The following is a 13,284-nucleotide window of genomic DNA, read 5'->3' as shown; positions in this document are numbered from 1 at the left end:
GCCGGTGGATGGCTCACACCGGCCCGCGAGCGGCCCCCATCAACCACACCGCTGTGCCAGGCCCGACGTGGACGTGCAGGCCTTGGGCGGCGCAGGGCGAGGCGGGGGCGTCCGGGGGCCTCCCGAGACGGGCCACGCGTAGGGTCCCATCGCGACGGAGTCGCAGAATGCTCCGCCCACGAAGGTGCCTGCCGGACCGGTCTTCAGCCCCAGCTTGTCCTCGGCGTCCAGGGTCCGAAGCTTTGCCTCCACGCCCCGGCAGTGGTCCTGGTAGGGCTTCGTGAGGAGCCCAAAGTTGATGCGGCTGCAGTCGCAGTCGGGCCCGCGAGCGACCTCGCCGCCGCCGCGAGCCGCCGCGAACAGCAGCCCCAGTCCGATGGCGAGCACGAGCGCCCCTGCGATGAGCACCGCCGGGCTGGCCACCGCCGCCGCGAGCAGGGCCCGGGGGAGCACCGCCGCCACGGCCCGGCCCAGCAGCGCGCCAACGGGTCGCAGCAGGGTCCCCGCCGCGCCCAGGGCCCGGCCCGCCACCGCGGCGGCCGGCCTCAGGACGGGGCCCGCCGCTCCGACCACGCGCGTCCCCATGGCCACCACCGAACGGGCCCCCGGCAGCCGGAGCGCCAGATTCCCCACCCGCGTCGCGGCTCGCATGGACACCGAGCCCGCCCGGGCCAGCCACTGGCCCACGAGGCCCAGCCGCGAGGCCACCCCGCGCGCGCCCTGGCTGGCAAACCGGACCACGCGCTCGGCCTGGCCGGCGAGGCGCCAGGACAGGGGAGGTCGAGCCCCACCCGCAACCCGGCGCATTCCCCCCGCGCGGCGGAGCAGGTTCCCCGCTCGCGAGGCGTCCCCCGGGGGCAACCTCCGGATGTGACGGCGCAGCTCCCGAAGCTGGCGCGCCAGCTCCCTGCGTCGCTCCAGCACCTCTTCCGACTCCTGCCACAGCTCCCGGAACACGCGCGGGTTGCGCGCGATCTCCTGCTCGAGAGCGGCCGCCTCCCCTCCCAGGTGCGAGCCTTCCAACACCCGCAGGCCCAACCGCAACAGCTCGTCCATGGCCATCCTCCTTCGTGTTCTAAAGACACGAACGCATGGACGCGCGAAAAGGTCTGTCGGGTCGTGCGGAAGGAGGCGCGGTTACAGGGCCGTTACATCCGCCGGTGCATCACAGGCGTCGCACGTGCCCGGTCGCTGAACGGCACGTTGCCGGAGAGGCCGCGGGTCAGCCCGCGACGCGGACGACCGACTGGCCGCGGCTGTGTCCCTCGCCCACGTGGCGCAGCGCTTCGGCGATTTCGCTCAGCGCCCACGAACGCTCGATGACGGGCCTGGCCTTGCCGACCTCCACCAGCACCTTGGGGAACAACAGGTCCTTCTGCTTCGGGGCCGCGACGAACGTCCAGAGCCGCTGGCTGGAGAAGAGAGACCGGAGTGCCATGCCTGCGAGCCGGGCCAGCGGCCCGAACCAATCGCCGCCGTCGCCCGCGCACGCGACGTAGACACCCTTCGGGTTCAACACGCGCAGGCAGTCCGACAGCGCTCGGTTGCCGCCGAGGTCTAGCATCACATCGAAGCGGGCACCGCCCCCGACGAAGTCCTCCTTCGCATAGTCGATGACTTCGGCCGCGCCGAGCGAGCGCACCCACTCCGCATTGCGCGCGCCACAGACAGCAGTCACTTCAGCGCCAGGTGCGCGCGCGAGCTGCACCGCCGACCACCAGGCACCCGGCGGCTCCCTAGCCTGTCAGCTCACCCGGCGCCCAGGTTCGCTCCACAGCCCTGGCGGGTCATTTCCAATCTCCCAATCACTTCCCAAACCCGACTTCAGCTTGACTTGAGCGATAGCAAAAGGCAAAGCCAATTGTCCGCCTGCATTCGGAAAGGGATTTCACATGCGAAAGCAGTCCATTGCCGCCGCTCTTGCCTTGGGGCTCCTGTCGTTGGGTGGTTCAGCCCAGGCATATATATACGATGAAGATGTCTGCTCAATGGGCTCGACGTCGACCTGGCCCCTGGGAACGACCCACAACATCTCCTTTTCCGCGGGCGCGCTTCGCACAGCGTCTGGCTACATTCCCGTCGAGTTCTATCTGTCGACGACCCCGACGCTGACAACCTCCAGCATCTATCTGAAGACCAACTACCAAGCCTACATCTACCAGCCCGGGCCCTATTGCTCGGAGATCGTCCAGGAATACCTCACCCTGCCTTCGACGACGAATGGCTCCTGCTTCGCGGTGGGCAACTATTACGTCGTCGCAAAGGCGGGAACCGACACCATGTCGGTCCTGTTGGCCGTCACCGCGGGGAACCAGCCGACCCTCACCAGTTTCTCTCCACCGTCGGCTCCAGTGGGCGGCATCGTCACCCTCACGGGCACCAACTTCACCGCCCAGACCTTCGTCACCTTCAACGGGGTGAGCGCCGCGAGAGCCATCCTGAGTCCAACGTCAATGATTGCCCAGGTGCCCGCTGGCGCGGCCTCGGGCGTCATCCGGGTCGGGCACACGAGCACGCCCAATCTGCGCATCTGCAACGTGCAGCAGGCCTCCACCACGAACTTCGAGGTCGACCCCTATTGCCAGTCCACTGCGGACTATCTGGCCTATGGCGCCATTGATTACGTGGCCACGTCCGAGTTCGTCAACGACACGCGTGGGGGTTCAACCTGCCCCGTCTATACCAGGAACACGCAGCTCGTGACGTCCGCCACCGCGGGACAGGTTGGCAAGCAGATCGACATCGCCTTCGGCTCCTGCGGGGGGGCGAACTACGAGAAGCTCTTCAAGATGTACGTTGACTGGAATGCGGACAATGACTTCACGGATGCGGGGGAGCTCATCATCGACGCCCCCTCTGTTTCCAGCGACGTCACCTACACCATCACGTTCAACATCCCGGCGTCGGTGCTCCCAGGCAACAAGCGGGTTCGCTTCGTCACCGCCGTCTACGACGGAACCACGGTGGTCGACCCGTCCGACGTTTCTTCCTGCGGCATCTACAACTACGGCGAAACCGAGGACTACCTCCTCAACGTGCTCCCCATGCCCGCATTCACGTCCGGGGTCCGGGCCCAGGATTCCAAACCGGCGTCGCTCACGGTGTCTGGGCCCCGGAGCCAGACGGTCCAGGGTGTTCCCGAAGCGTCCCGAGAGCGTCCGTTGACGGTGCTCCCCGCTCCGGGCTTCGCGGGGGAATAGTCCGGCGCTTTCGAGCTGAGCCGGAAGTGAGCCTCGAGCCTCAGCGACAGGTGCCCCAGCGCATCCACTCCCTCTCCAGCAACTCGCGTCGGAGTCCCACGCGGCACGAATGGGGGCCCTGGAGCTCCTCGCAGGCCTGTATCCGGAGGGAGAGCTGGATGTGCGGCTGTTGCTCGTCCATGAGTACCGTGACATCAGCTACATGGATCCGAGTGCCACGGTCGATGATGCCCGGCTGAAGGAAATCGAGGAGCAGATGGGGATTCCACCGGACAAAGCCCGTCGGGGCTTCGAGTCCCTCGTCCAGAAGATCCCCCTCAAGCTCGGCTGGCAGGTGCCTACTCCTCCCGCAGCACGGTAAGGCCCGTATCGGTCAGGACATACAGCATGGCAGGCGTCACGGTGGGGTCATACACGAGCCGGAGCACCTGCGTTCCCTTCACCGTCTCCACGCGGGTGAGCGTCTCGCCGTCCTTCTCGATGCGCCACAGTCCTTCGTCGTCGGTGCCCACGTAGACGGCTCCGCCGTCGGTGGCCGCCAGCGCCGTCACGTTGTCGGAGGGAAGGGCGGTGCAACCCGCAGCGGCTCAGGGCTGGCACTCGCGACCGGGACGGCCACGTCTGCCGGCAAGACGCCCAAACCCGGACGGTTACGTTCACCACCCGCAGCTCCTGCGCCTGGAAGTGCGCCTCGGACGTCACAACGGCCACCTGGGAGCGCATCTTGCCGAGCAGCTCGGTCTGCCGCAGCAAGCTGGCCTCCAGCGCGCCCGAGCCCGTCACCCGAGCGCTGGAGTCGCTACACGCGCAACTGGACGCCCGAGGGCCCCGTCCGTCTCGGCCCCTCACTGTCGGGTCGGGCGAAAGGAGGCGCGGTTACAGGGCCGTTACATCCGCCGGTGCTTCACGGGCGTGGCGTCGCACGTGCCCAGGCGCTGAGCAGCGCGTTGCCGGAGAGGCCGCGGGTCAACCCGCGACGCGGACGACCGACTGGCCGCGGCTGTGTCCTTCGCCCACATGGCGCAGCGCTTCGGCGATTTCACTCAGCGCCCACGAACGCTCGATGACGGGCCTGGCCTTGCCGGCCTCCACCAGTTCCTTGAGGAACAGCAGCTCCTTCTGCTTCGGGTCAGAGAAGAACGTCCTGAGCCGCTGGCTGGAGAAGAGAGACCGGAGTCCCATGCCCGCGAACCGGGGCAGTGGCCCGAGCCAATCGCCGCCGCCACCCCCGCACGCGACGTAGACGCCCTTCGGGTTCAACACGCGCAGGCAGTCCGACAGCGCTCGGTTGCCGACGAGGTCCAGCATCACGTCGAAGCGGGCACCGCCCCCGACGAAGTCCTCCTTCGCGTAGTCAATCACTTCGGCCGCGCCGAGCGAGCGCACCAGCTCCGCATTGCGCGCGCTGCAGACAGCCGTCACCTCAGCGCCAAGTGCGCGCGCGATTTGCACCGCCCACGTCCCCACGCCGCCGGACGCACCATTGATGAGAACGCGCTGCCCCGCGGTGACCTGGCCTGCTTCACGGAGCCCCTGCAGCGCGGTGGCCGCCCAGGGAACGGTCGCGGCCTCTTCCATCGAGAGGTTGTGGGGCTTGAGCACGAGCGCCGCCGCAGGCACCACCGCGTACTCCGCGAACGCGCCCGCCATGGCCTGACCGAAGACCTCGTCGCCCGCGCGGAAGCCCGTGACCTTCGCGCCGACCGCGTGGACGCGGCCCGCGAGCGCCCCACCCGGCACCTTGTTGCGGGGGCCTGGCAGGCCGCCGTACGGGCTGAGCCGGACCAGGTACGGCTTCCCCGTCACCATGTGATGGTCGCCGATGGTCACCGCGGCCGCGTGCACGTGGACGAGGACGTCTTCGTCGCCGGGGACGGGACGCTCCGTCTCCCCGAGCTCCAGCACGTCCGGCGTGCCGTACCGGCGATGGACGACCGCGCGCATGGCCCCGGCTGCGTCCCCGGTGGATGCGGCGGTGAGCGCCGCGGTGGTCTGGTGGGCTGCCTGCATGATGTCCCCCTCTTTCGGGCTACGTGGGTGATGCCCGTCGTGGTACTTACGGCGTAAGTAGCAATCGATTTCACCGACTGTCAATATTGACTTACGGCGTAAGTAAGCGTCTTCTGCTGGAGGAGTGATGGCGACGAAGAAGCGTGCGGGGCGGACGCCGCTGACGCCAGCGCGGGTGCTCGAGACCGCACTCAAGCTCGCGGACAAGAAGGGCCTGGACTGGTTGTCGATGCGCAACCTGGCCCAGGCGCTCAAGGTCGAGGCGATGTCGCTCTACAACCATGTCCCGAGCAAGGAGCACATCCTCGACGGAATCGTGGACCTCGTCGCTGGTGAGATTGCCGTCCCCCGGCCGGGCGGCGACTGGAAGGCAGCGATGCGCGAGCGAGCACAGTCCGCGCACGGCGTCCTCATGCGGCATCCGTGGGCGACCCTGCTATTCGTGTCGCGGCTCAACATCGGGCCGAACATGCTGCGTTACGTCGACGCCACCATCGGCTGTCTGCGAGCAGGGGGCTTCACGTACCCCCAGGCTGACTACGCGTGGAACGCGCTGGACGCATACATCTACGGGTTCACGCTGCAGCGGCTGAACTTCCCGCTGGACCCCGACCAGTACGCCGCCGCCGCGTCGAAGTTCCTGCCCATGATTCCGCCAGAGCGCTTTCCGTACCTCAACGGGATGTCGCAGGAGGTCGTCGCCGGCAGGCACGACGGCGTGCAGCACCTCGAACTGGGGCTCGACATCCTGCTCGACGGGCTGGAACGGATGCGGAAAGCGGGGTGACGCCTGCGGCAAGCCGCCGCACGGCAACTGCGTGGCCGTGAGCGCGGGAGCCGGGCCTCAGCCCTCCTTCTCCAGCGCGCGCAGCTCGAGCCCGAAGGCCGCCTCGGCCAGCCTCGCCACGATGCGCGCCGTCTCCACGCCCTCGCCCTTGCGGTTGACCACCACGATGACCGCGTCGCCGCGGCCGGGCAGCCAGGTGAAGAGGCTGGAGAATCCATCCGCCGCGCCGTTCTTGCTGACGACGAGCGCACCGTTGCGCCCACCCACGCGGCTCGCGCTCCAACCGAGCACCATGCCAGCGCCGCGCTTCTTCCCCGCCGGGTAGGGCGTGAGCATCTCCTCGCGCGTGGCAGCGTCGAGCGCGACGTTGCGCTCGAGGGCTGCGTGCAACCGCACCAGGTCGTCCAGCGTCGTGGAGAGGAACCCGGAGGGCACGCCGTAGGAGCCCTGGGGCTCGGGGAGCATCTCCCGCCAGCCGCCCTTCTTCCGCTCGTGGCCGGTGGCGAGGTTTCGCGCGGTGGCCGGGTAGCCCGTGTCCACCATGCCCACGGGACGCCAGACGTCCTCGCGCATGAAGGTGACGAAGGGCCGGCCGCTGGCCGACTCCACCAGCCTGCCGACCACCGCGTAGTTGAAGTTGGTGTAGTCGGTGCGCGTGCCCGGGGCGAAGGTGAGCGGCGCGCCCGCGTAGCCCGCGATTGCCTCCTCCCAGGTGGCCGGCTGGCCGACCTTGTCCCCGATGCCGCTCGCGTGCGCCAGGACCTGGCGCACCGTAATGGCGCGCCAGGCCGGGGGAAGCTCGGGCAGGTAGCGCGCGGCCGGCACGTCCAGGCCGAGCTGGCCGCGCTGCACGAGCGTCAGCGCGCCCACCGCGGCCAGCGCTTTGGAGAACGAGCCGATGTGGAAGACGGTGGCGGAGTCAGGCCGCTCGCCGCCGCCCCGGCGCTTCTCGCCGTATCCCTTCTTCACGACGACAGTCCCGCCACGCACCACCGCGACGATGGCGCCGGGCAGCTCCTGCCGCTGCATCTCCTCGTCGAGGATGGCGTCCACGCGCCGCTCGAGCTTGCGGTCGAGCGCCACGGTGGGCTCGACCCGCTGCGCAGCACTCCCGGGCGCACCGTCGGCGGCGCGCCGGGCAGGCGCCGGGGCGGCGTGCGGGTGCAGCGGGACGAGGACCAGCGAGGCCACCAGCAGGGCGGGGACGCGCACGGGGCAGGGCTCCGGTGAGAGAGGAGCGGCGAGCCTACCGCGCTTGGAAGCCCCGGCGGTGCGACTGGAAGGCCTGGGCGGCCCGGACGGCCAGCCCCGCCTTCCCCCGTGTCACGAAGCTTCCCTGGACGGGAGTCCTGGACTTGAGCCGCGGCCACCATGACTTGCCTGTCCAGAGGGGGCAGGTGGCACGAGCGGCGCCAGGAACCGTTCCAGCGCCACGCGCGTCCCGGGCCGGGAAACGTGCCCCACGTAGCCGTCCGGGCGCACCAGCACCAACGCACCTGTGCCCGCGTCGTAGGCCCGGTGCGCGTGTCCTCCGAGGTCGAGCAGGGACTCTGAATCGGCGGACGTTCCCCCCGCGCGGACGTGGATGGCGCGTACGAAGTCACCGAAGCGCGAGCGGGCCCACGCGGGTGCGTCCTCGTGCGCCGGCCCGAAGGCGAGCAGCGTCCAGTGGGAACCCCGAAAGGCCTCGAACAGACGTGAGGGCTTGCCTGTCGCATCCACGCACGGCGCATCGGGGGCCCGGTCTCCCGCGCGCAGGCGGGACGTGTCGCCGTCCGTCTGGGGCGCGAGCGGACCGCCGCGATAGTGCAACCCCAGTTGCCGTGTCTCGGCTCCACGCCGCTGGGAGCCCAGGCTGTTCTGGCGCATGCCCTGGTAGAGCTTCGTGGACAGGCCGAGCACGTGCGCGGCGATGGGCAGCCGCTCCGCTTCGTAGGTATCGAGCAGGTCCGGTGAGGCCCCGGCGAGGACGTGGCCCAGCTTCCAGCCCAGGTTGTAGGCATCCTGGACGCCGGTGTTGAGCCCCTGGCCTCCGGCGGGAGGGTGGACGTGCGCGGCGTCGCCCGCGAGCATGACGCGGCCCACGCGATAGCGGTCCACCATGCGCACGTTGGGGCGGTACACGGACAGCCAGCTCGCGTCGTGCAATCGGAGCCGGGGGCCGGGACGGGCGGCGTCCTGGAGGCGCTGGTTCAGGGCGGCTTCGGTGAGCTCCAGCACGGTGCCACCGGGCTTCACCTGGAGGGTGAGCTGGAAGCGCTCCGTGCCAGGCAGGGGACACAGCGCCACCATGCCGCCCTTCGCGAAGGGCCACACGTGCCAGTGGTCGCGGCCCAGGCCGTCCACGCGCACATCTCCCACGACCATGCGCTCCTCCTCGTGCGTCGTTCCGTGGAAGCCCACACCCAGGGCCTTGCGCACGCGACTGTGGCCGCCATCCGCGCCCACCAGGTACTCCGCACGCACGACCTCCGAAGCGCCGCCACGGGTGAGGGTGGCGCTGACACCGGTGTCGTCCTGGGTGAAGTCGGTGAGCGCGGTTCCGAACTCCACCGCATGGCCGAGCGCGGTGAGTCGCTCGCGCAGGATGCCTTCGGTGCGAGCCTGCGGCACGAGCCACGGGTCGGGATGGGGCACGTCTGGTGTCGCGGCATGGCGGGGAATCATCGTCCAGCGGCCCACGACGAAGCCCCGCCAGTGGATGCGGAGGCGGGGATATGCCGTGCCGGCCGCGAGCACCGCGTCGAGCACGCCCAGGTCCTCCAGCACCTCCAGCGTGCGGGGCTGCAGTCCCTTTCCACGCGAGCCCACGAAGGGCCCGGGTGCCGCGTCCACGATGCGGAAGGCGCTCCCCCGGCGTGCAAGGTCGCAAGCGAGCGTGAGGCCCGTGGGACCGGCGCCGACAATCAGCACCTGAGTCGCTACCCGAGTCATGGCTGTCTCCTGTCGCGAGAGGCCCTGGCGCCCCGGATGCGATGGAGTGGAGAATGTAAGGAAGTGCTTATGTTGTCAGCTTGCGTTCCCGTCCCAGGAGTCCGGCATGCCGCGCGCGAAGCTTTCCCCTCGGAAGACGCCTCTGCAGGAGCGCTCGCGCGCGACGGTGGATGCGCTGGTGCAGGCGACTGCTGACATTCTGGTGCGCGACGGGTACGCGAAGCTGACGACCAACCGCATCGCGGAGCGCGCTGGCGTCAACGTGGCCTCGCTGTACCAGTTCTTTCCCGGCAAGGAGGCGCTGGTGGCGGAGGTGTCGCGCCGGCACGTGAAGGAGCAGCGCAAGGCGGTGCGGGAGGTGATGGCGACGCGGAAGTTCCAAGGGCTGGAGGACCTCATCCGGACGCTGGTGTCCATGGGCTTCGCGGCCCACGCGGTGAACCCGAAGCTGCACCATGCGTTGACGGAGGAGCTGCCCACGCGCCGAGCCCGGTCCCTGGGGCCGGAGGACGCGCCGATGCTGGAGGCGTTCCGCGAATACGCCACCGACGTCCCGGATCCGGAACTGGCCCATTGGCTCATCGACACGGTGGCCCACGCGGTCATCCACCGCGCGGTGGTGGAGCGCCCCGAGGCCCTGTCCCAGGGCGTGCTCCAGGAGGAACTGGTGACACTCCTCCTGCGTTACGTGAAGCGGCAGTGAACTACGTCCACCGGATGCAGGGCCGGAACAGGTCCGGCTCCGGCGCCTCAGTGGTAGTTGATGCAGGACCTCACGCTGTCGTCCTGCGGATCCGCCACGGCCACGGGCTCGTTGGGGACGATTTCCAGGTCATCGAAGCTGGAGTCCGTCCCCACGCAGACGCCGCGCGCCAGGTTGAAGCCCGGCTTCAAGTCGTCCACGTTGACGATGCGGCCCCACTCGCGAAGTGACGCCTTCAGCGCCCCGGTGAGCTCGGGCGCGAAGAGGACCACGTGGTTGCGCGCCATGCCGCGCAGGTTGCTCCAGCGATTGGCCTCCTCGCCGTTGGGCACGCCATTCCCATCCAGGTCCTCGTAGACGATGAGGTAGGCGAACCCGATGAGGCCCGGATTGAAGTCGTTGAGCACTTCGTCGGGAGGGTTGTCGACGACGCGCAACTGGTAGTCGAACGGGGGATTCATGCTGGTCAGCTCCACGCTCTGGTAGGTGGTGATGTCCCCCTCCCGCGCCCAGTTGTCCCAGGCCAGGGTGACGCGCGTCGTCCCCTTCTCCGAGGAGGGCGCCAACGACTTCACCTCGCCCTGCACCACGTAGCGGGGCTCGCCGGCATACGAGCCATCCATCAGCGCATCCCCGCACCCGGCGGTGCTCCCCAACGCAAGCGACAGGGCCAGCGACTCCACGAACCGCTTCAGCTTCATGACAGGACTCCATCCACGTGAAGCGCGCATACCGCCCGGCCACCGCCGCGCGCCAGAGACACGGAAGAGACCCGCGAGCCCCACGCCACGGACAACCTCACCAGCGAAGCCCCGTCCCTGCCGCGAGCATCGGCGTCACCGGCGTGCGCACCTCCTCGCGTCCCAGCGACGACAGCACGCGCACCCGCGACGCACGCAGCCCCGCCTCCGCGCCCACGAAGAGGCCCCGGGGCAGGTGCAGGTCCGCGCGCAGCACCGTGTCCAACTGCGGCACCACCTGCCAGTGGCGCGGCGCCGTCCGCCCAAAGAAGCGCTGGTCCACGTACGACGCCCCCACCCGCACGCCTCCCGACAGGGAGAACCGCCCCATGTCGAACACCTTGCGAGCCCCCACCCGCAGCGCCCCGGAGGTGAGCCGCCGCTCGAAGCCAGCCTGGACGAAGCCCGCCAGGGCCAGCTCCACTTGCGCATCCAGCGTGAGCGCCGCCGTGTCCAGCGACGCCTGCACCGCGCCAGACGGAGAGAACGGATAGCCGTCCAGGAGGCTCGCCGTCCCACCGCCCCACCCGCTCAGTGCCCAGGTGGGCCGTCCACCGCCGCCCTTGCGCACGAGCTGGTCCAGCTCCACCACGCTCCACGCCGCCTCGGCCAGCTCCAGCGGGCGGCCCTCCTCCGCCACCACGCGCGCCTCGCGCAGCCGGTCCGGCAGGCGGTGCTGGACGAAGTAACTCCCAGGCACCAACCGCGCGGTGCGAGCCTCGCGAGAGATGCCCGCCTCCAGCACCACCGGGCCATCACGCCCGCCCTGCCGGAAGAAGTACTGCCCCGCCCCCTCCAGCCGCACCGCCGCAAGTCCCTGGCTGCGCCCCGGCCGCGTGAGCACCAGCTCCGAGCGCCCCTTCAACTCGTAGAGGTACGTGGGGTGCTGCACGCCGCCCACCGTGGCCACGGTGCTCGCCACCGTGCGGTCCGCGGCGTACTGGTACGCCTCCGCCAGGCTGACGAGCCCATCCGAGCTGGTATCCGCCACGCCGCGCAGCGCGGCCACCAGGTGGTGCGTGAAGAAGGAACCCTGCAGCGAGTCCGACTCCTGAGCGCTCTCCCCTGCCGCCGATGAGGAGAGAATCGCGAAGCCCTCCGGCAGTCCGTGCGATTCCACGTCCGGAGGCAGCGCGAAGGGCGCCGCCAGCTTCGTGCCCTTCACGCGCGTGGCCTGCCCGGAACGACACGCATCCACCACCAGCAGACGCGCCGCCGCCGCCGAGCCGGAGGTGAGGTTGCGCAGCTCCTCCCACGGCAGCAGCGTGCCGCCCAGGTGCAGCGACTCCGCGTCCGCATGGCCCGAGTAGAAGACGAGCAGCACGCTGGAGCGGTCATGCGCCACCTCCTCGCGGATGCGCGCGTTCATCCGCGCCAGCGCGGTGCGCATCCGGTCCGCGCTCGGGTCCGCGAGCACGGTGACGTTCTCCTGCGGGAAGTCGCCCAGGGTGACGAGCACCTCGCGCAGGCGCTCCGCATCGCGTCCGGCGAAGTGGAGCCGGGGCTCGTCCGCGTTGCCCTTGTGCGCGCCCACCAGCAGCGCGTAGCGGGCCTCTCCCGCCTGCACGGCCATGGGCACCACGGCCAGCAGCACGCCCAGCCACAGCGCCGCCACGCGGCTCACGGCGTCCCAGCCATGCCCCAGTCGTAGACGCGCACGCGGCACACGTCCTCCACCGGCACTCCAGGCGGAGGCTTCGCCGCGCACGTCAGCAGCCGCATCCGCGTGCGCCCGTCCGGCGTGACGGTGATGCCCATGGGCAGCCAGCCGCCCTGGGGCGCGAGGCCCTCGAAGTACGGGGTCCATTGTCCTTCCTCGTCTCCCTGGAGGATGAGCCACGCGGACGACTCCGCCCCCTGCACGCGCAGGCGCAGCCGGTCTCCCGCCCTCAGCCCCGCAACCTCTTCCGCGGGGATGCCGTTGACCACGAGCGTCCCCTCTCGCGCAACCGCCACGTCCAGTGACGCGCTGCCCTTCAATTGCACGCCGGGACGCTCCACCCCGGAGGGAGGCCGCACCGCGAGGAACACGCCCACCGCCAGCGCGGGGACGGCGAAGGCGGGCACCCACCTCCACGGAAGCCACCCCTGCCGCTCCGGACGCGGGGGCACGGCCGCCGCTGCCGCGAGCAGCGCCTCCGGCACCTTCTCGAAGGCCGCCGCGCGAGCCTGGGCATGCTCCACGTCCACCCGCTGCCGGCAAGACGCGCAGGAGGTGAGGTGCGCCTCGGCCGGCGCGCGCTCCTCGGGGGACAGCAGTCCGAGCACGACTTGCGAGACACACCATCCGGACAGGCAGTCAGCGGACGCCTTGGACCTGGGGAACGGCTCAGCCACCATGGCCTGCTTCCTTTCTCCGTACGCCTTGCAGCATGTGCTCGGCGTGGGCGCGGAACTTCTCCAGCCGGCGGCCCACGGTGCGGCGCGGGACGCCGAGCATCCCGGCAATCTCCTCGTGCTCCATGCCGTGGATGAAGTAGCAGGCGGCAATCTGCGCCTGCTCCGGGTCCGCCTCCGCCAGCACCTTGCGCAGCGCCAGCCCGTCCTCCGGGGAGTGGGGGCTGTGCGGCTCCCCGTCCGGCAGGTGCGCGTCATGCAGGCCCTTGCGGCGGCGAGCGTCGCGCAGCCGGTTGAGGGCGAGGTTGGTGCTGGTGCGGTAGAGGAAGGCGGCGGTGTCCTGCTCGCTGCCGCTGCGGTCCCGATGCTGCAGGAAGCGGATGAACACCTCCTGCGCGACGTCCTCGGCGGCGGCGGGCTCACCCAGGATGCGCAGCGCACAGCCGCGCACCAGCGCCACGTGGCGCCGGTACAGCGTGGAGATGTCGACCTGGGGAGTGGGAGTCATGACGCGGCACCCTGGAGACACCCGGGCGCGAATCCGCGGACACCCGTCGGGAAGAAAGGCACCGC

At 70.1% G+C, this 13,284-nt stretch carries 14 protein-coding genes; 4 read left to right on the top strand and 10 right to left on the bottom strand.

Annotation, left to right across the window (positions count from 1 at the left end; all coding sequences use genetic code 11):
* Nucleotides 1-39: 39 nt before the first annotated feature.
* Both G4D85_RS23320 and G4D85_RS23315 read right to left on the bottom strand, forming a co-directional pair.
* Nucleotides 40-1,056, bottom strand: coding sequence for a serine/threonine-protein kinase (locus tag G4D85_RS23320; RefSeq protein ID WP_164015622.1), 1,017 nt, complete (start codon nt 1,054-1,056; stop codon nt 40-42).
* 166 nt (nt 1,057-1,222) lie between these two features.
* The gene (locus tag G4D85_RS23315; protein ID WP_164015619.1) at nt 1,223-1,708 is read right to left on the bottom strand and encodes a zinc-binding dehydrogenase; all 486 of its coding nucleotides are present in this window, start codon (nt 1,706-1,708) and stop codon (nt 1,223-1,225) included.
* Nucleotides 1,709-1,892: 184 nt separating this feature from the next.
* Here G4D85_RS23315 and G4D85_RS23310 point away from each other — a divergent pair, with 184 nt between their 5' ends.
* Both G4D85_RS23310 and G4D85_RS23305 read left to right on the top strand, forming a co-directional pair.
* Complete coding sequence (locus tag G4D85_RS23310) at nt 1,893-3,200, top strand: GEVED domain-containing protein (RefSeq protein ID WP_164015616.1); 1,308 nt, start codon at nt 1,893-1,895, stop codon at nt 3,198-3,200.
* Between the two features lie 109 nt (nt 3,201-3,309).
* On the top strand, nt 3,310-3,561 hold the full coding sequence (locus G4D85_RS23305; RefSeq protein WP_164015613.1) for a hypothetical protein: 252 nt from the start codon (nt 3,310-3,312) through the stop codon (nt 3,559-3,561).
* Here G4D85_RS23305 and G4D85_RS23300 read toward each other — a convergent pair.
* Nucleotides 3,539-3,751 (bottom strand): beta propeller repeat protein, encoded by a 213-nt coding sequence (locus G4D85_RS23300; RefSeq protein ID WP_164015610.1) that lies wholly within the window; start codon nt 3,749-3,751, stop codon nt 3,539-3,541. The two genes, G4D85_RS23305 and G4D85_RS23300, sit on opposite strands and share 23 nt — an antisense overlap.
* Before the next feature lie 415 nt (nt 3,752-4,166).
* Nucleotides 4,167-5,210 carry an NAD(P)-dependent alcohol dehydrogenase gene (locus tag G4D85_RS23295; protein WP_240359451.1) on the bottom strand — a complete coding sequence of 348 codons (1,044 nt, stop codon included), beginning with the start codon at nt 5,208-5,210 and terminating at the stop codon, nt 4,167-4,169.
* Nucleotides 5,211-5,337: 127 nt separating this feature from the next.
* Between G4D85_RS23295 and G4D85_RS23290 the strand changes: the two genes are divergently transcribed.
* Nucleotides 5,338-5,997 carry a TetR/AcrR family transcriptional regulator gene (locus G4D85_RS23290; protein ID WP_164015607.1) on the top strand — a complete coding sequence of 220 codons (660 nt, stop codon included), beginning with the start codon at nt 5,338-5,340 and terminating at the stop codon, nt 5,995-5,997.
* A 57-nt stretch (nt 5,998-6,054) separates the two neighbouring features.
* Here the strand turns inward: G4D85_RS23290 and G4D85_RS23285 are convergent, their stop codons facing one another.
* Nucleotides 6,055-7,209, bottom strand: coding sequence for a serine hydrolase domain-containing protein (locus G4D85_RS23285; RefSeq protein ID WP_164015604.1), 1,155 nt, complete (start codon nt 7,207-7,209; stop codon nt 6,055-6,057).
* A 111-nt stretch (nt 7,210-7,320) separates the two neighbouring features.
* A complete protein-coding gene (locus G4D85_RS23280; protein WP_164015602.1) occupies nt 7,321-8,931 on the bottom strand; it encodes an FAD-dependent oxidoreductase in 1,611 nt (536 codons plus the stop codon).
* A 106-nt stretch (nt 8,932-9,037) separates the two neighbouring features.
* Here G4D85_RS23280 and G4D85_RS23275 point away from each other — a divergent pair, with 106 nt between their 5' ends.
* Nucleotides 9,038-9,634 carry a TetR/AcrR family transcriptional regulator gene (locus G4D85_RS23275; protein ID WP_164015599.1) on the top strand — a complete coding sequence of 199 codons (597 nt, stop codon included), beginning with the start codon at nt 9,038-9,040 and terminating at the stop codon, nt 9,632-9,634.
* Between the two features lie 47 nt (nt 9,635-9,681).
* On the opposite strand, the gene G4D85_RS23270 is transcribed toward G4D85_RS23275, so the two are convergent.
* The 4 genes from G4D85_RS23270 to G4D85_RS23255 all read right to left on the bottom strand — a co-directional run bounded on the left by G4D85_RS23270 (nt 9,682) and on the right by G4D85_RS23255 (nt 13,219).
* Nucleotides 9,682-10,335: a hypothetical protein gene (locus tag G4D85_RS23270; RefSeq protein WP_164015596.1), complete on the bottom strand. Its 654-nt coding sequence runs from the start codon at nt 10,333-10,335 to the stop codon at nt 9,682-9,684.
* A gap of 97 nt (nt 10,336-10,432) precedes the next feature.
* Complete coding sequence (locus G4D85_RS23265; protein WP_164015593.1) at nt 10,433-12,040, bottom strand: caspase family protein; 1,608 nt, start codon at nt 12,038-12,040, stop codon at nt 10,433-10,435.
* Nucleotides 11,995-12,714, bottom strand: a complete 720-nt coding sequence (locus tag G4D85_RS23260; RefSeq protein WP_164015590.1) for a zf-HC2 domain-containing protein — start codon at nt 12,712-12,714, stop codon at nt 11,995-11,997. The genes G4D85_RS23265 and G4D85_RS23260 overlap by 46 nt, the downstream gene beginning before the upstream one ends.
* On the bottom strand, nt 12,704-13,219 hold the full coding sequence (locus tag G4D85_RS23255) for an RNA polymerase sigma factor (protein ID WP_164015588.1): 516 nt from the start codon (nt 13,217-13,219) through the stop codon (nt 12,704-12,706). Before G4D85_RS23255 ends, G4D85_RS23260 begins: the two co-directional genes overlap by 11 nt.
* Nucleotides 13,220-13,284: the final 65 nt, after the last annotated feature.

This window comes from Pyxidicoccus trucidator (genome assembly GCF_010894435.1).
In the GTDB taxonomy this organism is placed as follows: domain Bacteria; phylum Myxococcota; class Myxococcia; order Myxococcales; family Myxococcaceae; genus Myxococcus; species Myxococcus trucidator.
The sequence above is the reverse complement of the archived record's forward strand: the minus strand, read 5'-3'. Positions and strand labels throughout refer to the sequence as shown.